This is a genomic window from Bacteroidales bacterium (genome assembly GCA_035299085.1).
Classification (GTDB): domain Bacteria; phylum Bacteroidota; class Bacteroidia; order Bacteroidales; family UBA10428; genus UBA5072.
Genome location: DATGXG010000056.1, coordinates 1 through 24,344 on the forward strand (window position 1 = coordinate 1; position 24,344 = coordinate 24,344).

General features: G+C 44.3%; 19 protein-coding genes. 11 read left to right on the forward strand and 8 right to left on the reverse strand.

All coding sequences use genetic code 11. The features are described from left to right. Window positions 1-184: 184 nt before the first annotated feature. Window positions 185-1,357: an IS4 family transposase gene (locus VK179_18795; GenBank protein HLO60807.1), complete on the reverse strand. Its 1,173-nt coding sequence runs from the start codon at window positions 1,355-1,357 to the stop codon at window positions 185-187. A gap of 332 nt (window positions 1,358-1,689) precedes the next feature. Between VK179_18795 and VK179_18800 the strand changes: the two genes are divergently transcribed. The 3 genes from VK179_18800 to VK179_18810 all read left to right on the forward strand — a co-directional run bounded on the left by VK179_18800 (window position 1,690) and on the right by VK179_18810 (window position 5,061). Next, on the forward strand, window positions 1,690-2,040 hold the full coding sequence (locus tag VK179_18800; protein HLO60808.1) for a hypothetical protein: 351 nt from the start codon (window positions 1,690-1,692) through the stop codon (window positions 2,038-2,040). Between the two features lie 5 nt (window positions 2,041-2,045). Next, window positions 2,046-4,013, forward strand: coding sequence for a nucleoside-diphosphate sugar epimerase/dehydratase (locus tag VK179_18805; GenBank protein ID HLO60809.1), 1,968 nt, complete (start codon window positions 2,046-2,048; stop codon window positions 4,011-4,013). Between the two features lie 70 nt (window positions 4,014-4,083). Beyond that, window positions 4,084-5,061 (forward strand): NAD-dependent 4,6-dehydratase LegB, encoded by a 978-nt coding sequence (locus tag VK179_18810; GenBank protein ID HLO60810.1) that lies wholly within the window; start codon window positions 4,084-4,086, stop codon window positions 5,059-5,061. A 42-nt stretch (window positions 5,062-5,103) separates the two neighbouring features. On the opposite strand, the gene VK179_18815 is transcribed toward VK179_18810, so the two are convergent. Continuing rightward, window positions 5,104-7,155: a YCF48-related protein gene (locus VK179_18815; GenBank protein ID HLO60811.1), complete on the reverse strand. Its 2,052-nt coding sequence runs from the start codon at window positions 7,153-7,155 to the stop codon at window positions 5,104-5,106. A 321-nt stretch (window positions 7,156-7,476) separates the two neighbouring features. On the opposite strand from VK179_18815, the gene VK179_18820 reads away from it, so the two are divergent. After that, entirely contained in the window at window positions 7,477-7,791 is a 315-nt protein-coding gene (locus tag VK179_18820) for an acylphosphatase (GenBank protein HLO60812.1), read from the forward strand. Window positions 7,792-8,041: 250 nt separating this feature from the next. Further along, entirely contained in the window at window positions 8,042-8,836 is a 795-nt protein-coding gene (locus VK179_18825) for a tetratricopeptide repeat protein (protein ID HLO60813.1), read from the forward strand. A gap of 66 nt (window positions 8,837-8,902) precedes the next feature. Here VK179_18825 and VK179_18830 read toward each other — a convergent pair whose 3' ends face one another. After that, on the reverse strand, window positions 8,903-9,205 hold the full coding sequence (locus VK179_18830) for a hypothetical protein (GenBank protein HLO60814.1): 303 nt from the start codon (window positions 9,203-9,205) through the stop codon (window positions 8,903-8,905). 138 nt (window positions 9,206-9,343) lie between these two features. Between VK179_18830 and VK179_18835 the strand changes: the two genes are divergently transcribed. Further along, window positions 9,344-10,144 carry a response regulator gene (locus VK179_18835; protein HLO60815.1) on the forward strand — a complete coding sequence of 267 codons (801 nt, stop codon included), beginning with the start codon at window positions 9,344-9,346 and terminating at the stop codon, window positions 10,142-10,144. 59 nt (window positions 10,145-10,203) lie between these two features. Here VK179_18835 and VK179_18840 read toward each other — a convergent pair whose 3' ends face one another. The 5 genes from VK179_18840 to VK179_18860 all read right to left on the reverse strand — a co-directional run bounded on the left by VK179_18840 (window position 10,204) and on the right by VK179_18860 (window position 13,253). Next, entirely contained in the window at window positions 10,204-10,764 is a 561-nt protein-coding gene (locus VK179_18840) for a hypothetical protein (GenBank protein HLO60816.1), read from the reverse strand. A gap of 81 nt (window positions 10,765-10,845) precedes the next feature. Beyond that, window positions 10,846-11,457, reverse strand: a complete 612-nt coding sequence (locus tag VK179_18845; protein HLO60817.1) for a ferritin family protein — start codon at window positions 11,455-11,457, stop codon at window positions 10,846-10,848. A 26-nt stretch (window positions 11,458-11,483) separates the two neighbouring features. Continuing rightward, a complete protein-coding gene (locus VK179_18850) occupies window positions 11,484-11,912 on the reverse strand; it encodes a DUF2231 domain-containing protein (protein HLO60818.1) in 429 nt (142 codons plus the stop codon). A gap of 86 nt (window positions 11,913-11,998) precedes the next feature. After that, the gene (locus VK179_18855) at window positions 11,999-12,292 is read right to left on the reverse strand and encodes a chaperone modulator CbpM (protein HLO60819.1); all 294 of its coding nucleotides are present in this window, start codon (window positions 12,290-12,292) and stop codon (window positions 11,999-12,001) included. A 7-nt stretch (window positions 12,293-12,299) separates the two neighbouring features. Further along, complete coding sequence (locus tag VK179_18860) at window positions 12,300-13,253, reverse strand: J domain-containing protein (protein HLO60820.1); 954 nt, start codon at window positions 13,251-13,253, stop codon at window positions 12,300-12,302. Between the two features lie 702 nt (window positions 13,254-13,955). Between VK179_18860 and VK179_18865 the strand changes: the two genes are divergently transcribed. The 5 genes from VK179_18865 to VK179_18885 all read left to right on the forward strand — a co-directional run. Next, entirely contained in the window at window positions 13,956-15,497 is a 1,542-nt protein-coding gene (locus VK179_18865; GenBank protein ID HLO60821.1) for a Fic family protein, read from the forward strand. A 1,309-nt stretch (window positions 15,498-16,806) separates the two neighbouring features. Further along, the gene (locus tag VK179_18870; protein HLO60822.1) at window positions 16,807-19,032 is read left to right on the forward strand and encodes a GAF domain-containing protein; all 2,226 of its coding nucleotides are present in this window, start codon (window positions 16,807-16,809) and stop codon (window positions 19,030-19,032) included. Continuing rightward, window positions 19,019-19,666, forward strand: a complete 648-nt coding sequence (locus VK179_18875; GenBank protein HLO60823.1) for a response regulator transcription factor — start codon at window positions 19,019-19,021, stop codon at window positions 19,664-19,666. The genes VK179_18870 and VK179_18875 overlap by 14 nt, the downstream gene beginning before the upstream one ends. Before the next feature lie 150 nt (window positions 19,667-19,816). Continuing rightward, a complete protein-coding gene (locus VK179_18880; GenBank protein HLO60824.1) occupies window positions 19,817-20,218 on the forward strand; it encodes a response regulator in 402 nt (133 codons plus the stop codon). Between the two features lie 21 nt (window positions 20,219-20,239). Next, window positions 20,240-24,344 (forward strand): hypothetical protein (locus tag VK179_18885; GenBank protein HLO60825.1); only part of this gene is annotated, 4,105 nt, incomplete at its 3' end.

Sequence of the window (24,344 nt, forward strand, 5' to 3'; positions counted from 1 at the left end):
GTCCCATAAAAACTGATAAACAAAGTGAACTCCTTAACCTCTCCAACTAAAGCCCGGCTCATTATCACTGCAATTCCCATGTTTATGCATTTTATTCCAACAAGCACTTAACCCGGTGTACCACCTGGATACCACTACCACTTTTGCCTTTTTCCTCTACTAGTCACCAGCCACTAGCGTTGCGTTATAAGTTGAACATTATCAATTGATTATCTTTTAGTTCTTTGACATCTTGTAATTCAGTTTTAGTAAAGAGCTGATTTATAGGCTCTTTGTCCAAAAGGTTTATGCTTAAAACTTGCAATATCTCGTAAATTGATTGAATGAGTTTTAGTTTCTTCTTTACAATCAGAACCATCACATAGACTGAGATAGCAATCCAAATTTGAGTTTTCACGGCATTAGGACTTAAACCCCAAAAAGATTTAATTTTTAAGTGCTGTTTAATCCATTTGAAAAATAACTCTATGTACCATCTATGTTTATAGAGCTTTGTAATTTCGAGAGCTGTCAACTTGAAGTTATTGGTCAAGAAGATTAATTCTTTTTGGCTTTCAGGATCTTTGTACGTGATTCTTCTGAACTGTTTTGGATATTTTGATTTCACACGAAAAGTGATCAGCTTTATAGTTTCATCAGCTAATACTCCTGAAGTCGTATCTACCTTTAAAGACTTTATTAATTTATAATTGAAGTTCTTCCTAGGCCTGGTGATAAAGAATGCATTAACCTGATCAATCTTATACAGGCGATCAAAGCTGAGATACGCTCTATCCATAACATAAAAGCTATCTGGTATAAATTGCAATAGATCAAGGAATTTAATATCATGAACTTTACCATGCGTTATATAAATAAACTCTGGAATAGACGTTTTTATATCCAGCATAGTATGCACTTTGACAGCAGCTTCTTGTGTTCTGTATTTAGCCCAAGGGTAAATACTTAGGCAGATCTCAATATATGTTGAATCAATTGCAAACACATTGTTTCTTATATCTACTTCAAGCTGATTATCGTTAACATAGAGCTGCTTTGCCTGTAAAATAAGGTGCATTGCGAAGTCTTGATAGATGCGAAAATCTCTGCTCTCATTTGCTCTACTTAAAGTTGACTTATTAAATGTTCGTCCAAATCCCAGATGATAAAGCTTCTTGGAATTAGCATTTATACAAATGATGGCATCTGATAAGCTCTCTCTATGAGATAGTTGGCCGAATGCCATACAAAGAAATTGTTTCCAACAAGTAAATCCGTGCGATTTATAGTCACCCTTGTATTTGTTAACACATTTAAGAAATTCATAATGTGAAATGAAGTCAAAGATTTGAGCAAAAACGTACTTACCCTGATTCATATGGCTTAGTTTTGAATAAACTCAAAACTAATTCAAATCGTTTAAACCAAAAAACCTTCTGAAAGACTGAATTACTAAGGATTTCAAAGAACTTTTTTTTTCAACAACGCAACGCTAGTGACTGGTGACTAGTGACTAGTAATTGGTGAATGGTGATTGGTGAATGGTGATTGGTGACTGGAGACTAACTTTAAAGCGCATAAATTTTGGAGATTGTGTGAACGTATGGATTCATCTTCCAAACGTACGGTTTCATTTATCAGACAAAAGGCTTCTGAACTTTAATATCTGCTACCTTCGGGAATAAATTAAAAGAAAGAGAAAAGGGAAGCATGGTGCAATTTTTACAGGAAGTTTTTGACAGGTACAGCCATTTGGAGAATAAGGGCGAAATAGCAAAATCAATGCTCAGTGATCTTAGATCAGATCTTGAAAATATGCCACCGGTGGATGATAGCAGGGACGTTATTGAAAACCTGGGAAAGGCGCTCGACAGTTATTTTAGGAGAAAAGAATACCGGTATACGATCAAACTGCTTGAGAATTATATTGCATCAGGCAATTTTAAAACTGATCTTCATGAATGCCAGGATGTTTATCATCCTGAACGGTATCAAAGGATAGAAGATTTTCTCACAGGCAAATTTGAAGTCCTGAAGGCTTCAGAAACTTCTAGGTTGTAGGAAGAATGGATAGGATTAAAAAATTCCTGCTTCTCAAATCTGATTATTTTATTCCCGGCTGGTTGATTCTTTTTAAAGACCTTTTATTGGTTCTTTTTGCCCTTGCAGCCGCTTATACGCTACGGTACAATTTTCAGTTACCTGATCATCTGCTGCAGGGCATGTATTCAAACATGGTCTCTCTTACGGCAATCACCCTCGTGGTGCATTACGCCTGTGGTCTTAACAAGAGTATTATCAGGCATACCAGTCTGAATGATGTAATATTGATTTTCAAAGCCAATTTCATTGTTACATGTTTATTGATCCTATTAAATATCCTGGAATTCTACTTTCATATTCCTGTATTCAGGATTCCCCATTCGGTAATCATCATTTTCTTCATTCTTTCAACCGTCATTGTCATTTTAACACGTTTTGCGGTCAGACTATTCTATTACTGGCTTAAATCGGGCGGCGAAGTAACCCGTGTACTGATATATGGGGCAGGGTCAGCAGGAATTATTACAAAGAATGTACTTCATGCTGATCTGAGCTGCATAACCCGTGTGGCAGGCTTTGTTGACAATAATCCCGGAAAGATTGGTAAAACCATCGAAGGAATTTATGTCTATTCAACCGGTGTGCTTAATCCCAAATTCCTGAAAGACCATGGCATTAAGCAGATTATCATGGCCATACATAATATTGACCAGGAAAAGCGTCGTGACCTTGTTGAAGAAGTCCTCAGGCTTACCAACCTCCAGGTGAAGGAAGTCCCTCCGGTTGATAACTGGATAAACGGACAGCTTTCACTAAAGCAGATAAATCCGGTAAAAATTTCTGAATTACTTCAGCGATCAGAGATTAAGTTGAGAAACGAGCATGTTTCCAGGCAAATTGAAGGAAAACGCATACTGGTAACGGGCGCTGCAGGAAGTATAGGGAGTGAACTGGTCAGGCAGTTGTTCAGGTTCAGGCCTGCTAAACTGATTGTTATTGATCAGGGCGAAACACCAATGTTCCATCTTGAAAATGGCCTTAAGGATTATTCCGCCGCCAGCCCATCCCCCGAAATGAAAGCCGTAATGGAGGGTATGGAGTTTATCATAGCCAATATCGGCGACCCGGTCACCATGGAGCAGATCTTTGCCGAACAACGCCCCCATGTGGTTTTTCATGCAGCTGCGTACAAACATGTGCCAATGATGGAACGTAACCCGTTTGAAGCAGTGAGGGTAAATATCTTTGGCACTAAGACACTTGCTGACCTTGCCGCTAAGTACCATTGCGAAAAGTTTGTGATGATCTCTACCGATAAGGCCGTAAATCCTACCAATGTGATGGGCGCAACCAAACGCGCTGCAGAAATCTATATTCAGAGCCTTAACAAGCTGCTTCATTCCATGAATGCTGAATCAGGACTGCTCCCGGTTACGGAGTTTATAACAACCCGTTTTGGAAATGTGCTAGGTAGCAATGGCTCCGTGATTCCTGTTTTCGAAAAACAAATAAAGGCCGGGGGACCGGTTACCGTTACCCATCCTGATATTACGAGGTACTTTATGACTATCCCCGAAGCTTGTCAGCTTGTCCTTGAAGCTGGGGCACTGGGCAATGGCGGTGAAATACTCATGTTTGACATGGGCAAGCCTGTTAAAATTGCCGAGCTGGCAAGGAATATGATCCGGTTGAGCGGACTGGTACCTGAAAAAGACATCAAGATTGTGTATACCGGGTTGAGGCCGGGAGAGAAGCTTTATGAGGAACTGCTTTATGACCGCGAAACCGGACAAAAAACCCATCACCCAAAGATATTTATAGCCCAAACAAGCACCTACCCGTTTGAGGATGTTATGAATTACCTTTCTGTTATTCAGGAAATTGCCAAAGACAGGCTTGACAGCATGAACCTCGTTGCCCGCATAAAAGACCTCATCCCGGAGTTTTTGAGTAACAATTCAATTTATGAGGAATTGGATAGGAGGGCGTGAGGAGGACCTAACCACTTTTTCCTTTTTCCTTTTGACTTTCCCCCTTTAACCCTATCTTTGACAAAAAAAAATGAAAGCTCTAATCACCGGGGCCGACGGCTTCATTGGCTCACATCTTTGCGAATTGTTACTTGAACACGGCTATAGTGTTCGGGCTCTTGCCCAGTACAACTCCTTCAACAACTGGGGGTGGCTCGAAGATATTACGGCACATGATAACCTTGAGGTTGTGACGGGCGATATCCGTGACCCGTACTTTGTTAAGAAAATTGTACACGATTGCGATATCATCTTCCACCTGGCAGCGCTTATTGCGATCCCATACTCGTACCATGCACCAGACAGTTACGTGGATACAAATATCAAGGGGACGCTGAATGTTTGCCAGGCAGCGAAAGAGGTTGGCGGAGTGAGGGTGATTGTTACCTCAACTTCAGAAGTATATGGCACCGCAATGTACGTTCCCATTGATGAGAAACATCCCAAACAACCCCAAAGTCCATACTCTGCTACTAAAATAGCCGCTGATGCCATTGCGATGAGTTTCTATAATGCATTCAACCTGCCTGTTACCATTGCCCGGCCATTCAATACTTACGGTCCACGCCAATCTGCACGCGCCATAATACCTACTATTATTTCACAGATTGCATCGGGGATGGAGGAAATCAAACTGGGCGACCTCACCCCTACCCGCGATTTCAATTATGTAAAAGACACTGCCCGTGGGTTCCTTGCCCTTGCCCAATGTGATGAAACTATTGGCCGTGAGGTGAATATTGCCACTATGACCGAAATCTCCATGCGCGATACCCTTGAGCTTGTGAAGAAGATTATGAACAGCAATGTCAGGTTTATCACCGACGAAGAACGCCTTCGTCCGGCCAACTCAGAAGTGTTCAGGCTACTGGGCGACAATACCCTCATATGTTCACTCACCAGCTGGAAACCTGCCTATTCTTTAGAACAGGGCCTCAGCGAAACCATTAACTGGTTCCAAAACCCCGCCAATCTCGCGAAATTTAAAACCAAAATGTATAATTTATAATCGGTTCCCTGTTCCCGGCTTGTAATTAGTAATTTGAGATTACTATTTCTTAACCATCTTCCCACTATATTCGCCACTATTGACAATATACAACCCGGTTTTCAGGGATGAAATATCTGCGCTGCCATCTTCACGGGCCGTGACAGTAGTAATAAGGCGACCGTCGGGGGTGAAGATTTTAAGGGGTGTTTGCGGTGGTGTGCCATTGATGGTTATGACAACAGTGCCGGTTGACGGATTCGGGAACAAGCGGACAGCATGCCTGTTATCAGCAAATTCGGGTTGCTTAACATCCACTGAATGACTTCCGTAACTCCAAACACCCTGACCGTGCCAGCCTGCATACAATGTGCCGTCGACTGCTGAAAAAGCAATGGTTTCAGGCCATCCCCATGTGGGCAATCCATCGTTGAATAAACTCCATGTTAGTCCCTGGTCGGGCGATTGCCATATCCCGTCCATGGTGGTGGCATACAGGGTATCAAACTGATTTGCAGTTATTGATGAATAGTGAGTACCCGAACTCATTACATCCCAGGTTAGCCCTTCATCATCTGAGCGCAGTAAATCGAAATAGGTTGCCATATAAATGAACCCCATGCCATCGGTTGCATAATCAGTCACCCCGGCATACCCGTATGTATTAATAGTATAAACAGGCGCCCATGAATTGCCATTATCATCCGAACGGTAAATGGTAGCCGGGTTGTTCTCGTCGCAAACCAGCATAACTCCCTGCGGATCAATGTAAACCGATTGAAACCCCGTATTCGGGAAACCGGCCAGGCTCCAGCTTATGCCTCCGTCAGTTGACCTGTACAATCCGCCATTGTAATTACTGGCTGCATACAAATCCCCCGAAGGTTGAAAATCAATATCACTAAAGCCCTGGTCGGGAAGGGTCAGCTGGGTCCAGCTGTCACCATCGTCGGCGCTCTTATAAAGTCTTGTATCATATGGATTTACCAGCAGGTATAACTGGCCGGCCATGTCTGTTTCCATTTCAATCACTTCTGTGATATCCAAATTATCTGAAATACTTACCCAATTCTGTCCATCATCTACTGTTCGCCATACCTTATCTGAAACAGCAAAAACAGTCCCTTCGTCATTGATGGTCACTTCATGCACGTCGCCGGCAATCATGCCATCAGAGGAAAAAACCCATGTGTTACCATTGTTTTCTGACCGGTATGCTCCTCTTGTCCCGATTAGTATTGTACCATCATCAAATAACATAGCGGAGTAAACAGCTTCATCAGGCAATCCGGTTGAAACCGAATCCCATGTCATTCCGCCATCGGTCGACCGGCGCATACCCCATCCGGTAGCAGCATACAGGAGGTTGCCCTGTGCGGCAACACAATTGGTTCCTTCAGTAAGGATATGTGCCCAAATATCGCCGTTATCATGTGATTTGAATAACCCTCCATCATTAGCTGAACAGGCATAAACCACATCCGCTGAATCAAAACATACATTGGTAATGGTTGCATATCCTTCCTGCGGCGTGATGTTGGTCCATGAAACACCCATATCGGTCGAGCGAAGCAGTGTTTCGGGGCCACCTAAAAAAATATGGCCAGCCTGATTTACTGAAACCACAATTGACTCCATATAGGTATAAAACTCCACCGGTATCTGGTTCCATGTGTCGCCATTATCTTCTGAAACAAACAATCCCGCTTCGCCTTCGGTGCTGGTATTGTAGGCTGCATAAACATAACCCAGCGAGTTGCAGGCAATTGATACAGGTTTCCGGCCCTGACCGTTATCACAGGGCTCCCAGGTTTCACCCTGGTCAAACGACCGTATGATCTGCTGGTCTTCTGCAAACAGAACCCCTTGCGGCGAAACAGCTATATCGCCTGAAGGCCATAACAGGCCATCATTAATGGGCGACCATGAAATACCGTTATCGGCAGATTTAAAGTACCCCGACCAGCCTGTAGAGGCATATATAGTGCCCGACGAGTCGCTGATGATTGTGGTGACCACCCCTCCGCCAAACGGGCCGTTGGTTTGCAGCCACTGGGCAGACGAGGGTTTTACCCAAATAAAAACCAATAAAAAAAGAGTAGTAGAGAATTTCATAGTGTCGCGTTTTAGATTGCCTGGTATATTTGAGTTAGCGAAAGTTGGCGGAGAAAATGAACCTTATTGCTCATACCGTAAAAATTAACGATATAAGTGGTATATCAGAGCAACAATCCTTCAGGCATTAGGTTGCTGTATTGCCTGAGGTAATTGGTGAAAATTTCAGTCAAAAAACGGTTACTCAGGATAAACGTAGCTATTCGTTGTGCAAACGTAGGCATCCGTTTATCAAACGTCAGCCTTTTATCGGATAAAGGTTGTTAGTTTTAGGCAAGGAATAATTTGCTAACACTAATTACCCCCCAACTCCCCCCAACGATGAATATACGTTTTCAAATCACCATTTCCGGCATGAACATTCAAGCATGTGGCTTCAGGACCTATGCCTATGAATTGGGAAAAAGCCTGAACCTAACCGGTATTGCCGTTTATTTAGAGCACGACCTTTTAATAGAGGTTGAAGGAGAGGCCTCCAGCGTTCACCAATATGTTGAATGGATCAGAATGGGACCGATAGAATCTGATATAAGCGATTTTTCCATGAGGGAAATCCCATCCAGCAACGACAAATCATTTCAGGTCATAGGAGGTTTCATCCCCGAAAAACGAAGCGACAAAGTACTAGTTGCCTGATGGGTTCCTGATTTAAGCACTAACTCACTTTTTTCTTTTTACCTTTTTCCTTTTACCTTAGTAAGCCCTAACTCACTTTTACCTCCGGTCACAGAGTGAAGCAAAGCGGAATCGACGTGTTCCTTTTGCCTTAATTAAAGCCCTTCATTTAATACCTAACTCACTTTTTCCTTTTCTCCTTCTCTCACTCCCCATAATCAATTTCCCTCCTTAACTGTTGATAATTAAATAACTAAACTTCTCTTATAAAATGAAAGACAGACTCAAAACTCTCTTACTGCTGGCGATTATGGCTATTAGCATTTCCGCTTCAGCGCAAAACGACAAGGTATGGCCTTTGTCGACCAAATCAGAAGAAGCAAAAGCAAGCTTCAAACAGGCAGTCGACCGGCTGTGGAATGCACGGATCGATCAGTACCGTGAAAAAATTGCAGAGGCTGTAAAAGCTGACCCCGATTTTTTCCTTGCACACGCAAACATTGCGCTTGTTGAGTTCAATGATGATAAGAGCAAATCGAGCGAGAACCTGAAGAAAGCCCTAGAAATTTCACAGGATAACCTAACCGGGCCTGAGAAGATCGTTCGCCAGGTGCTCGTTAACCTGAATGATAATAAATTGGACGTTATCAAAGCAAATCTTGATGAAATGGTATCCACATATCCCGATGCAATCCAATCGTATGAATTTGCAATGGGAATTTCACGGAATATCCTTAACGATTCAATAGCTGCCTTTAACTACGCACTTAAAGCTGTTGAGAAAAATCCCGACCATGGTCCGGCATGGAACCAGTTGGGTTATTATTATATGAGTCATGGCGATATGGCCAAGGCAAAAGATGCATTTAACAACTACCTCCGTTGCAGCCCCAATGAAGCCAATGCACATGACAGTTTTGGCGACTTCTGCATGAAAGAAGGCAAATATGATGAAGCCCGCATGCATTATGAACAGGCTGTAAGTATGGGAATGACCGCTTCACGCGAACGCGCCGAAAAGGCCCGCACCCTTGCCCAGGGAAGTGGTGAACCTGATAACGATTAATTTGTAATTAAATGAATCCCCAAGGACGCACCCCAATGCGTCCTTTTTTTTATCTCTGTCACTCACTCACTCACTCACCCCGTAGGCGGGGATCTTTGAATTCTTCATCTGCAGTAAAGTTGAGCTTACGATTTCTTCATAAGTCTCGAAGAAATCCTCTGCCGTTTCGGGGGTTTCAAAGTATTTGTCGACAACAATCAGAAAGCGGTTGAGCAGTTCCTTGCAGTATTCGTCATATTTGTAGGCAAAAGGCACGTCAAGCCCCTGCAATTCCAGGTTTATTGAGTCCACACACAAGCGATGGTACTCGTAATTTTCCACAAAGTCCTCAGTCAGGAACTCCGTGACAAGCATTTTATAGGGATCCATGTTGGTTGTTGTTGCTGCTGCAAAGAAAAAGAAAAAAGTGTCATCTTCAACGGGTTACGATAGATTCCAAATTCAGGATTCAAGATTCCGGATTCCCTTCCATAGTGAACCTTGCTTCCAACGCTGTGTTTTATTTCAATGGAAGAAGTATTGAGAATTTTGCTGGTGGAAGATAATATTGACGATGCAGAGTTGATAAAACGTCATCTTGCAAAGTATGGCTTGAAATTTTCATACAGGCTGGTTGAAACCCGGAAGGATTATATGAATGCTTTCAATGATTTTAAGCCTTCGCTTATTCTCTCCGACTATAATCTGCCCACCTTCAATGGAATGCAGGCACTGCTGATGCGAAAGGACATGGCACCCATGGTCCCTTTTGTGCTCGTAACCGGATCTTTGAATGAAGATATCGCCGTTGAATGCATGAAGGCGGGCGCCGACGATTATGTAATCAAGGAAAACCTGACGCGACTGGTTCCTGCCATTAATGCGGCTATCGAAAAACAATCGGTAATCCGCCAGAAGGCGCATGCAGAAGAGGCCCTCATTGAACGTGAACGTATCTTCCGCAACCTCTATTCAAATATGAACGAAGGGGTATGCCTTTACAAACTGGTGTATAATAAAGAAGGACTGGCGGTAAATTACCGCATTGTAAGCGTCAACCGGCAGTTCGAGCGTATCACCAACACCCCTGAAATAAACCTGCTGGGTAAACTGGGCACCGAGATCGAAAACAACCCCGTTCCCTTCAATGTTAAAGAATACAAGAAGGTTGCCAACGAAGAAACAAACATGCTCTTCGAAACCGTCTTCACCCCCTTAAACAAAAACCTGCTGATCTCCATCTCCCCCTGGGAACCTGAAGGCTTCGCTGCTATAATTACTGACATCACCGCAATCAGAAAAGCAGAAGAGATTATTAATCAACGCTAAACTTTTACTTCATACTTATTTTTTCGGTCTGAGTGAAGCAAAGCGGAATCCTTTTTCCTTCATTTTATAGTATCCGAAACCGCCATTAACTTGTAGCTGTTTTGCATTTTCTGCAGCAGCGAAAAGAAATTGATGAAGTAATCAGAATGTTCAACAAATGAATAATTGTCGGTTGATTTTCCTTTGCCGTCAATCAGGTGAACGTTTTCAACCTCTGCATTCCTGAACTTATCCTTATCACCGGTCAGGTCAAACAGGTACATGCTGCTGAAATTGAGTTTACCGGTGTTCCTTATGGTGACGGAGGAGCCGTCAGCGAAATCAAACACCACCTTACTGTTCTCATCGGCCATCTTATTCTCATAACAAAAGAGCACGAGGTACAGTGGGAAGGTCATTTCAGGGGAGAATTTGAGATACAGGTATAACTCATTCCCTTTGAGCGAATTCAGCATCAGGGTAGTTTCACCTCTGCCCCAAACATAACGGTAATCATTCGTCTGCCGCAGCGGATCATGTATCTTTATGATCTGCTGGCCATTACAGACCCCGGTTTCAGCAAGTAAAAAAGCAACTATAGCAATATTTGAAATAATGAGTTTTTGCAGAGTTTGTGACATAGTGTTTAGCTGTGGAAGTAAAACACTGATAATGATACAGTTGTTTACTCCACAGATAACACTGTCTTATAGTGGATTCCTCTATTTCACTATGATAAACTCCTTATTTGGTGTCTGGCAGAAAGCGCATTTTTCATCCATTGCAGAAACATCGTATGTATTGCCGCAAACAGGACAAATGGCGTAACCTTCAGGGAGGGATGTTTCAGTTGAATCGGTTATCGCCTTAATAGCTGCTGCATAAAACACCTGGTGTTTCTTCTCGGTATCAAATGCCCAGTTAAATGATTTAACAGCTTTTTTTACGTTCTCATTTTTCGCGGAAGCAATAAAACCGGGATACATAGTGCTTACTTCATACGATTCGCCCGACAATGCGGTGTTCAGGTTTGCCAGTACGTCGGCAGTCGTGATTTCCGGATTTACCGGTTTAACCACTTGTCCCAGGCCTTCCAGTACTTTCTTGTGATTTCCTGCATGGATTGCCTCTGATTTTGAAGCTGCCTTAAAAAGAACGGCAACAGCAGTGTTTCCTGCATCAGCAGCTATTCTGGCAAAAGCCTCATACCTGGCACTGGCAGTAGATTCGCCAATAAATGCAGCATTCAGGTTCTCGATGGTTTTTACAGGTGCTACCCGGTTGCATCCCATAATGAATGACGCAACAATAATGGTAAAAATTACTTTTTTCATAGTCGGTTATTTAAAATTAGTTTTATCTATATAGGCATCATATAATCATAAACCAGGCTCCCCCCGAAATAACCTGTAACACCAACCGCAACACTTACAATAATGTACAGGGTAAACACAACCCAGCGCAGGTTTATGCCAGCCGGCGGTTTTACCAGGTACCACACATAAAGCAATGCCGCCGCAATGCTAATGCACATGGTAATGGTAGCAAACAACTCATGTGTTTCCATAATTTGTCCGGCAGCCCCCTCCATTTCAGAAGTAAAGATTTTGCCTGTCGCCCACGAAGCCACAGAGGCCAGTGCCCCGAATGCCAGCAGGTATGCTGCCGCGAGTGTGAGAAAACGGTAATTTTTGTAAAAGACTGATGATACCTCAAAAACCAGCCCCATCAAAATCAGGGCAACCGAAAAGTGGACGATCATTGGGTGAAAGTGCTCTGTTGAAAACATATTTCATAAATTTAGTTGTATCAAATTTATGAAATAAATCCCTGATTCCTGAACTTACCAGTCCCCGGCCGGAAAAAAAATTGAAATTACTCTTCCAGCAACTTCAATTTCTCCTGTAAATATGCCAACCTGTGTTGCAGATCGTTAATCCGGTTTAGCAACTCAATGATAGTTTCTATTCCTTCAAGATTGATTTCCAGGTCATAATGAAAACTAATCATTGTTTCGAGTTGCCTCAGATGGTTTATATTTATGTAAGCCTGACCTTCAATAAACACAAAATCAATCAGTCCCGACTCTTTTAAACTGCTCACAAATGAAAGCTCTGCCTGATGGTTTTTACAGAATTCAATAACAGAAACCAGTTCGTCATTTTTCATAAGGTTACTATTTAAAAGTTTTCGACAGTTCGGCAAAAAGCGCCTTTTGTTGCTCTGTAAGATCCTCAGGAAGTTTTACCTGATAGGTAATGATCAGATCACCAGAACCCTCCGCTTTATAAACGGGCATGCCTTTTCCTTTAAGTTTCACCTTCGTACCGTTTTGCGTACCGGGTTTTACCTTCAGTTTCACCTGTCCCTGGAGCGTATCAACCGTAATTTCACCTCCCAGCAAAGCCGTAAAAAGGTCTATTTCAACCGTCTGGTAAAGATCATTCTCCAATCGCCTGATTCCAGGATGGTCGGCAACAGTAAATGTTATAAAAAGATCTCCGGCCGGACCCCCGTTAACGCCCGCTCCACCATGACCTGCAATTTTAATCGTTTGTCCGTTTTTTACCCCTGCCGGGATAGTGATCCTGATATTTCTGCCATTGACAGTCAACGTTCTCTTTTCCGTTTTCAGGACATCTTCCAGCTGAAGCTGGAGTTGCGCCTGATAATCATTTCCCCTGAATTTCGACTGTTGCGACCTGCGTTCCTGTCCGGCAAATAAAGATTCAAAGAATTCAGAATAATCGCCTGCATCAAACGAGCCGCCTGAATAAAATCCGCCCTCCCCGAAAGGCGATTTCCCACCGGCAGATGCACCCCGTGACCACCTGGCACCACCGCCCGCACCACTTCCTGCACCACCGCCTGCACCACTATAACCGGCTTTTTCAAACTCGTCGGCATGTTTCCACTCCTCGCCGTATTTATCGTATTTCTTCCTTTTTTCAGGATCACTCAGCACCTCGTGCGCTTCATTAATTTCCTGAAATTTCTTTTTTGCCCCGGCATCATTCGGATTAAGGTCGGGATGATATTTTCGGGCAAGTTTCCGGTAAGCTGCCTTAATTTCCTTTGTCCCGGCAGATTTGTCAATACCAAGAACCTGATAATAGTCAATAAAGGCCATAGGATCTTTTTAAGGGACAACAAAAAAGAGAGGAAAAAGTCGGGAGCTTTCTCTGCGAGGAGGGTGGGTTGTTTGCGCTGCGGCTGGACTATTTAGGCTAAATTTTGAACTGAAAGCCTAAACTATCCAAACTTGACCTTCTGATGGCCTGGCTTTGTCTATGACAAAGCTTCGGCCTTCTGGTTTTCTGCGCTTTAGTTGAAACGGTCTTCTATACTGCTCCTGCCAGGCTTTTTACTCTCGTTTTGACTTCAGGTGTCTTCAAACAGTGGATAGTTCTTAACGGCTTTCACTCCAAAATTCAACTTCTTTACTGTGCTCTTACCCTGTTGGATATGTCTTTTCTCTAGAATACTTAAGCCTGCATAGTCCTATGCCGTTATAACTAAGAACAAAGAACAAAGAACAAGAAGAACCTGATAACTCCGTCCTTTAGGGCGGAGATAAAGCCATGAGCATATACGAATGGGGCCTTTAGGCCCAGACCAAACTTTTTTTCTGGGGCTAAAGCCCCAATTATGTGTGTGTACCTGTTTACTCCGCCCTAAAGGATGGAGTTAGCCGGTATCAAACCCCAGAGGGGTGTCCGCATGATAAAGATGATAACTATTTTTCACATTATATTCCATTTTTTAAGCATAATTCATGTAAGATATCCATTTTTCATTTAAATTTGCTTGTAAATGTTTTTCACAAATTGACATGGAAAATAACATATTTTCACAAGAAATAAGCATATTTCATGGACGTAATGCTCCTGAAACAGGTTCTATCGCCGGCTATGGGGCTGTAATCAACAAGATGCAATTACCACTTCCCATGCCTTATCAGCTCGCACTAATAAGTAAAAAACACCGGCAGTACACCACCGGCGAATGGATTGTGCTTACGCCCCGTCATAAACCACAGGAAACACTTTACTCACAGTTGGTTTTTGCCCTGAAATACGAGGGAGTCAACCTTCTCTTTTTTAAGAAATTGTTTGAAAACCTACCCCATTCAGAAGTTGAAGAATGGATAATTAATGAACCTCTAAGTCAGTACAGCCGAAAATTATGGTTTTTATTTGAGTGGCTAATGAACAGGAAACTCGATATACCTGACCTTAAAGAAGGGAACTATGTATTGCTTCTCGATAATCAGCTTCAGTTTACTTCTGCAAAAAGCATAAACTCATCCCGTCACAGGGTTCGTAACAACCTTCCCGGGACAGCCTGGTTCTGTCCGTTAATCAAGCGAACCCCGGCGCTTGAAAACTTTATTGACAGAGATCTGTCCAAAGAAAGCAAAATAGTAATCAATGGTATACACCGCGATATTCTGTTAAGGACATCAGCCTTCCTGTTATTGAAAGACTCAAAAGCTTCATTTTTTATTGAAGGCGAAACTCCAACCATAAACAGGGCAGTACGCTGGGGCAAAGCCATCGGTCAAGCCGGATCAACTCCGCTATCAAAACAGGAACTGCTTCGCCTGCAGCAAATAGTCATCGATAATAATCGGTTCGTAAAATTCGGGTTCAGAACAGAAGGCGGGTTCGTTGGAGAACACGACAGGACAACCGGTGAACCTATTCCTGAACATATTTCAGCTCGTCACCAGGATATTGATCAACTCATTGACGGATTACTTGAGACTTCAGAATTTCTGGAAAAAAACCACTTTCACTCAATCCTGTCAGCTACGGTTATAGCTTTTGGTTTTGTATTCATTCATCCATTCTCTGATGGTAATGGAAGAATACACCGCTACATAATTCATCACATCCTGACCAAAATGAATTTCACGCCCCAGGGCATAATATTTCCTGTTTCAGCAGCTATTCTTGAGCGTATTAACGAATACAGGCTTGTACTTGAGAAATATTCACATCCGCTACTTCCATTTATTGACTGGAAGAAAACTCCCGACAATAATGTAGAGGTGCTGAATGATACAATTGATTATTACAGGTATTTTGATGCCACACCACAGGCTAAATTCCTCTTCGAATGTGTTGATTATACTATAAATACCATTATTCCGGGCGAAGTTGAATATTTTGAAAAATTCGACCTCATGAAAACCTGGCTTGATGATACGTACCAGATGCCTGACAAAATGATTTCCACCCTGGTCAGGTTCCTTAGTCAGAATAATGGAATTTTATCAAAACGAGCAAAAGAAAAAGAATTCAGTAACCTGTTAGAACAAGATGTACGAATTATTGAGGAGAAATTTGGGGAAATCTTTTTGAATAGTTGATTAAAGCCATAAGCATATACGAATGGGGCCTTTAGGCCCAGACCAAACTTTTTTTCTGGGGCTTAAGCCCCAATTATGTGTGTGTGTATGTTTACTCCGCCCTAAAGGACGGAGTTAGCAAATCAGATGGGCACTTCAAGGTTCGCTTTAACGGAATGGTTTCTACCCCAGCGGGGTGACATATTGGTAGCTAACCGTCATTCCGATCCCGTATTTCACGGGAGAGGAACCTCCTAATCCTTTTTCCGCTTAATCCAAGCGGGGAACTTTCAATTTTCTTTTGTTCTTTTTTGTCTGCAGCCACAAAAAAGAACCAAAAAAAGGCCGCGGCTGGACTATTTAGGCTAAATTTTGAAGTGAAAGCCTAAACTATCCAAACTTGACCTTCTGATGGCCTGGCTTTGTCTATGACAAAGCTTCGGCCTTCTGGTTTTCTGCGCTTTAGTTGAAACGGTTTCTATACTGCTCCTGCCAGATCCTTTTCGGTCTATTTTGCTTCAGGTGTCTTCGAACAGTGGATAGTTCTTAACGGCTTTCAATTCAAAATTCAACTTCTTTACTATATTTTTGCCCTGTTGGGTATGTTTCTTCTCAATAATATTTAAGCCTGCATAGTCCTATGCCGTTTTAAATTAAGAAACCCTTCTCTCACTTTCCCACTCACCCACTCCCCCTCTCCACTCACTCATTAAAAAGAGCTAATGCGGTCACTGAGTGAAGCAAAGCGGAATCGAAGTGTTACTTTTTACTTTTTACTTTACAATAACCCCCAGCGGGGGTGTTCGTATTGTAGGAAAAGAGATCCACCAACCCCACCCCCTCAGTCTTCTCTTTCTTCTCAAAGTGCTAGTTTTGCAATTAGACGAACGTATCTAAATTTCAAATCTCTAATTTCATTTATCTTAAAACCACTTTTTCCTTCGGTCACTGAGTGAAGCAAAGGGGAATCGAAGTGTTACTTTTTCCTTTTTACTTTACAATAACCCCCAGCGGGGGTGTTTACTTTACAATAACCCCCAGCGGGGGTGTTCGTATTGTAGGAAAAGAGAGCCACCAAACCTACCTCCTCAATCTTCTCATTCTTCTCAAAGTGCTCGTTTTGCAATCAGACGACGTATCTAAATTCAAATCTCAAATCTCCTATGCCGTTTTAACAAAGTACAAAGAAGAGCTGGTGGAAGCCTTCGCCCGGATAACTTCGTCCCAAATCTTGTATCGTAAATCCCAAATTTCATGCGTAAAAAAAAGTATATCTTTAGGTATTTATATACTTATTTTTAAATATTTTTGGAAAACTAAATATACTGCCATGCGAACAGAGGCTACTTACTCCTCTAAAGTGTCTGAAATACAATCATTCCTGCTTTCATACAGCTGGGTCGACAGCGGGAAGGACTTCTTCCAGGCCCTGGCTGAATATCTTGCAGAGCTCCTGAATGCCGATTATATATGCATCGACAGGCTTCACGGACGGCTTGAAGCGGAAACAGTTGCCGTGTGGTACGACGGCCATTTCGACGATAATTACAAATACAGGCTTGCCGATACACCCTGTGGCCAGGTGGTGGCCGATGAAGTATGTGCCATTCCCGAGAAAGTGAGGTTCCTTTTTCCAAAGGATGAATTCCTCCAGCAGATGAATGCCGAAAGCTATGCAGGCATCACGCTCAGGGACTCATACGGCCGGCCGTCAGGGCTTATTGCCGTGATCAGCCGCACGCCTGCCGACGATATGCTGGTGATTGAAGCTGTGCTGAAGCAGGTTGCCATAAGGGCTTCCGCCGAACTCGAGCACCGTAAAACCCTCCGTTCATTCCAGGGACTCTCAATGTCGGCTCATGCCATCCTCACCGCTACCGACGAATCGGCACTGATGCAGCAGGTTTGCAGCATTATTGTTGATTACTGCGGTTATTCACTTATGTGGATAGGAATGGTAAATGAGGATACAGGCATGACTATCACACCGGTGGCCAGTGCCGGCTTTGAAGAAGGGTACCTTGAACGGCTGAATCTTACCTATGCGGATACCGATCGCGGAAGGGGTCCCTCGGGTACTGCTGCCCGTACAGCTAAGCCTGTAATATGCGGAAACCTGCTTGATGACCCTACGTTCGCTCCCTGGCGGAAGGATGCCATGGAACGGGGTTATGCGTCAAACATGGCATTGCCCATGGTATCAGGCGGAAAAGTGATTGGTGTGGTGTCAGTATATGCCGCTACCCCCCACTATTTTCACCAGCAGGAACTGCAGGTAATGACCCGCTTCACCAACGACCTCGCCACAGGTATCATGTCCATCAGACTCAGGGCCGAACGCGACAGGACCTTGCATGAACTGAACATGACCAACGAGCTTCTTGAAGTGATGGTTAAGGAACGTACTGCCATCCTCACCGAAACCAACCAGAAGCTGCGCGAGGAGATTGAATCCAGGAAACAGAAAGAAAAACAGCTTCTTGAGGCTGAATTAAAATACCGCACGGTTGCCGACTTTACTTACGACGGTGAAACCTGGCTCGGCACAAAAGGCCAGTTCATTTACGTTTCGCCCTCGTTTGAACGCCTCACAGGTTACCCTGCCGATGTGTTCATCTTTGACTCGTCGATGTTCTATAAAATCGTGCATCCCGACGACAGGGAAAAGGTTGAAAACCACTTCTTCCACACCATGACGCCCAATTGTGACGTGTGCAATATGCATTTCCGCATCATTACCAAAAGCGGTAAAACACGATGGATAGGGCACGCTTGCCAGCCTGTGTTCAATCCTGAGGGCGACTGGATCGGACAGCGGGGGTCTAACAGGGATATCACCTTTGAAAAACAGGCTGAAGAAACGCTCATAGGTTCATTCAGGCAACTGCGTGCCCTCACCAACCGCCTCGATGAAATTGCAGAACAGGAACGCAAGAATGTTGCGCACTATATCCATGATGAGCTCGGTCACCTGCTCACTGCCCTGAAATTTGACCTCGACAATATTGCTGAGCTCAAACAAAACAGGATCGGCGACCTGGAAGAAGAATTCAGGGCTGTCGACCTGCAAATTGCAGCCCTCATCAATGCCGTGCGCAAAATCTCTTCTGAACTCCGCCCTGAAATCATCGACCATCTTGGCCTGCTTCCGGCACTCGAATGGCAGGTGAAGGAATTTACCAAGCGTACCCGCATCTGCTGCAACATCAAAATGGACGACCTGAAGTATTCCTTCAGCTCAAAGGAAACCACCGTTATTTACCGTATCCTTCAGGAAATACTAACCAACATCGCACGGCATTCAGAGGCAAAACATGTAACAATCCTCGTTATTGAAAAAGAAAAGGAGTTCGTGCTCAGGGTTACCGATAATGGTAAAGGATTCAACTGCGAAGAAAACGGATCTGACTCCCTGGGCGTGCTCGGCATGAAAGAGCGTGCACTTATTATAGGCGGCAGCCTCACAATTGCCAGTACTCCGGGTAAAGGTACAACTGTTACTTTTGCGTTACCACTCAACCACAACTCAACCAACGATAATAATGCAGCCAGCTGACCCATACAAAATACTCATAGCCGACGACCATGCAGTGGTCAGGGCCGGCGTAATTAAAGCAATTTCGCTGGCTTTCCCCGATGCCCTTGTATCAGAAGCAGGCAATGCCGCCGAAATCACCCGGCAGTTCCTCGATTCGGTCCCCGACCTGGTACTGCTCGACATCAGCATGCCCGGGCGCGGCGGAATTGATATCCTCACGGATATCATGCGAGACTATCCCTGCACCAAAGTCATTATCTTCAGCATGTACCCCGAAGACCAGTTTGCCATCCGTGCCATCAAGGCAGGCGCCTCGGCTTACGTCACCAAGGATACCAAACTTACCGAACTGGTTGAAATCATCCGCAAGATCCTGCTCGGGCAGCGCCATATCTCGCCCGCAGTGGCCGACCTGCTGTTTAACGAGATTCATCAGAAGGGAACCAAACCGTCGCACGAACAGCTGAGCGACCGCGAGTATGAAGTACTGCGCATGATTGCTTCCGGCAAGGCAGTTTCAGAAATCGCTGCCGAGCTCTCCCTCAGTGTAAAGACCATCAGCATCTACAGGGCAAACATCCTGCGTAAGATGAACCTGCACAACAATGCGGAGATCATGCATTATGCCTTCAAACATTCGCTGGTGGGATAGATATACCGCACAGGCCCTACGTATTTATACCTAAGACAAACTCCTATATGCCCTTTCGCTTTTCGGCTATGCCTTTCGGCAGATAGTCTTATATAATTATTGGCATTGCGCTTATTTCACAGTTTTCAGCGGGGCGTTATGTTTGTCCTTATGAAAAGTGAAAAGACGAAACTCTTGATTGTTGACGATTCGGCCCTTATTCAGAAGCTCCTGAAAGGGGCCATTGAGCGCATGGCCGGCAATGGTTTCAGCAGCGATATAAAAATCATGCAGGCCATCAACTGCTACGAGGCACGCCATCTTTACAAGTGCGCCCACCCCGAAGTAGTCATACTCGACATTTCCCTCCCTGACGGAAGCGGACTCAACCTGCTCGACGAGTTCAGGAGCGACACCGGCAACACCCCCCCTGCCACCATCTTTGTACTTTCAAACCATGCTTCGCCTGAAATCAGGAACCGCTGCCTCAGCGCCGGAGCAAATGAATTTTTCGACAAAGCCGATATACACGGCTTCCTCAATTTCCTGACACAAAAAATCAAATCAAATTAAATAATACCAAACCAAACAAAAATGAAAAAACAAGTACTTATTCTGATTGCATTTGCCCTGCTGTGCCTGGGCAGAGTTGCAGCCCAGAACATTACGGCGACTACCTACACGTTCGCCCGTTCGGGGTTTTCACCTACATCAATCAGTGCTCCTGACACGCTGGTACCATCGAATTCTGATGATGTCGCATCACAGGTAACCGATATCGGCTTTACCTTCTGGTTCGCAGGTACTCCCTACACCCAATTTTCAGTTAATGAGAATGGACTTATGACCCTCGGTGATGTCCAGATCTCAGGCACCGACCATGTGAACGACATGACTTCGAATTTAACGCTGCCAAAGATTGCCCCCTACTGGGATGACCTTGCCACAGGAACCAACGGAAATGTCGTTTACAAAGTAACAGGTACCGCACCTAACCGCATCCTTGTAATTAACTGGAATGTAACCGTTCCAAAAAATACCGCAAACGCAGCCAATGCCATAATCCAGGTACAGCTGTCAGAAACTTCCGGCAACATCAGTTTTACCTATGGCTGGCCGGCACTCCCCGCTAATGCCGGGCAATATTCCATTGGAATCGGCGCAAGCACTACCGACTTTGCCAGTGTTACCGTTACCGGAACAGGTGCAACTGCTACCTGTGCATACGGCACTGCCAATAACAGCAATACACTGTCAATAGCAGGGTATTCAAGATTTTCCTTTACCACTGACCGCACCGCGCCCACCATCAGTGGCGTTGTTATACCAAATACCGGTGGCACAGCCAACCGTACCTGCACACGCACTATTGCCGATGCTAAAACTGGCGTTCCGCTTACCGGCGATTATATTCCAAGAATTTACTTTAAGAAAAGTACTCAAACAGAATGGGTCTCAACCCCTGGTGTTTTCCAGTCGGGTACTGCAGCCAGCAGTTCATGGCTTTTTACCGTTGACCATGATTTGTTAGGCGGGGTAACCCCCGGCGATTATGTGCAGTACTATGTTATTGCCCAGGACAATTCCACCACAGTGGGTGTCCCAAATATCAGCTCGTTACCCGCCGGAGTTTCGGCAACCAATGTAAACACTATTATATCACCACCTGCCAGTCCTTCATCCTATATTATAGGGGCGATCTTTTCAGGAACCAAAACTGTGGGCGAAGGTGGCGATTATACCTCCTTTACCAATACCGGCGGACTGTTTGAACAGCTTAACGCAGGAGTCGTTGAAGGAAATGTGACTGTAAATGTTATTTCAGACATAACCAATGAGACAGGTACCAACGCTCTCAACGAATTTGCCGCACCTTATACGCTTACCATTTACCCGGTTGGATTACGAACCATAAATGCCACTTCAGGCAATGCAGTATTCAGGTATAACGGTGCCGACAGGGTTACCATTAACGGACTTAACGACGGAACTAACTCCCTTACGGTTATTAATACCGCAGGCAATGTTGCAAGCTTTGCTGCCGGTGCGTCTGATAATGTAATTACAAATGCCACTTTAAAAGGCATTACCTCATCAACAGGCGGGGTTGTACAGTTTGGCGACTGCTCTAACACTGCATCAAACAGCAACAATTCAATTAACCATTGTACCATTACCACTTCAAGCTTGACTATTTCGCCCTATGCAGGCGTTTATCTTTCAAAATTCTCAGGAACGGCCGTTTGCACAGGCAACATCATCGATAATAATATTATTACCGGTTTTGGACAACGTGGTATTCACGACGACCGCGGTTATGTAAATTCAACCTACTCAAACAACGATATCTCGCAAACCATTACCAATACCTACGGCATTGGAATTATAATCGCAGGTACCGGCGCACATGGTACAATCAATATCTTCAAAAATAAGATTCACAACCTCGCTGTGTCATCCAATATCAATCAGTACTCGGCCGGTATCCAGTATTCAACAGGACTTGCCACCGATATACTGAATATTTACAACAACGAGGTTTCCTTTGAAACAGAGTCAACAAATCCAACCGCCGATAAGATCTATGGTATCCAGGTTGGCGGCCCCGGTACCAGCAACGTTTACTACAACAGCATTTATATCGGCGGAAGCAATGTAACATCGGGTAACACTGTGGGCTTCTTCAAGGCCGGCGGTACTGTAAACCTTAAAAACAACGTTATCAGCAATGTAAGGTCGAATACTTCATACAGTATCTATTACAACCATTTTGCACTGGCTGTGAATAGCCTTACCGGATTTACATCAAACTTCAACGACCTGTATGTTAGCGGAACCAGCAGCTATCTCGCCAATATCGGCATAAGCCTCGGCTACAGCCAGGGAATAGATTATGCAACACTTGCCAACTGGCAGACCATCAGCAGCATGGATGGCAACTCCCTGAGCGCAGACCCGTTGTTTACCTCATTAACCAACTTCTTCCCGCTGAACAATTCCCTCAATGCAGGTACGCCCATAGCAGGAATAACTACTGACATAACCGGAGCTACCCGTGATGCTGTGACTCCCACAATCGGTGCATACGAAGTACCCTGTACCAATCCGTCAACCGGTGGTGAAATCGCTGCCAATGTAACCACAGGTTGCAATCCGTTTGACCCTGATATGATCACCAGTACTTCACTTCCTTCAGGAAACTCAGGAACACTGGAATACATGTGGATGCAATCAACTGTAAGCAGTACCACAGGTTTTACCGAAATCGCCAACAGCAATTCAGAAACCTACGACCCGGGAGCACTTACCGTCAATACCTGGTTCAAGCGCCTTGCACGTGTTGAATGCAAAGGAACCTGGACAGATGCTGCCGTATCAAATGTTATCGGCTTCACCGTTACCAGCCAGCCGGTAAGCGTTACCATTGCTGAATCATCAAACAATGTATGTGCCGGCACACAGGTAACCTTCACTCCGGTACCGGTAAATGGCGGTACAGCACCTTCATACCAGTGGTATAAAAACGGAACCCCGGTAAGCACCGGCGCCACCTATACTTACGTACCCCTGAATAACGACCAGGTATATGTTGTATTAACCTCCAGCCTTGAGCCTTGTGCTACAGGTGTTACCGCAACATCCAATACCATCACCATGGCTGTTAACCCGCTGATACCTGTAAGTGCAACCATATTTGCCTCTGCAAACAATGTATGCGATGGCACTGCAGTTTCGTATTTTGCACTTGTAACCAACGGCGGAACCGCACCCGTTTACCAGTGGAAAGTCAACGGCAGCAATGTCGGAACCAATGTGAACAACTACACCTATACCCCATCAAACAATGACGTGGTTACCTGTTCCATAATTCCTGATGTCATCTGTCCGTCAGTAAACCCGGTTGTATCCAACAGTGTCACCATGACGGTATACTCCACACTGGTACCGGAAGTATCCATAGCAGCCACATCAACCGTTGTTTGCGAAGGAACTGAAATCACTTTTACAGCAACCCCTGTAAACGGCACGAGTTCACCCGTATACCATTGGTATAAAAACGGGATTTCAACAGGCACAAACAGTCCGTCACTTACCGGCGTATTTGCCAATGGTGATGCTGTTTATGTTACCCTTACCGTTAGCCCGAATCCATGTATACCAAGCAATACCGTAACATCCAACACGATTACGTTAACCGTTAACCCGATGCCGGTACTGGTAATCACCAATCCGGCCCAGGTAACCATACCAGCAACAGCTGACCTAACTGCTCCGGCTGTCACAGCAGGAAGCACCTCAGGCCTTGACTTAACCTACTGGAAAGATGCTGCAGCCACCATACCATGTGCAACACCAACAGCAGTAACAGTTGGAACTTATTACATCAAAGGATTAAATACAACCACCGGCTGCTATAACATTCAACCCGTTCATGTTACTGGTTTAATAAGTTACTGGCACTTTGATGAAGCTAATGGCCCGGTATATACAGATGCAGCAGGCTTCAACAACGGCACAGGTAACATTGCACCAACAGCTGTCCAAGGAAGAGTTAATACCGCACAACATTTCAATGGTACTTCAACAAAGATCGATGTTCCTGCTAACCCGACATTTGATTTTTTAGCTAATGGAGATTTTTCTTTCGAGTGCTGGTACAAAGGAACAGCATCATCAAAAATGTTAATAGGCCGATATA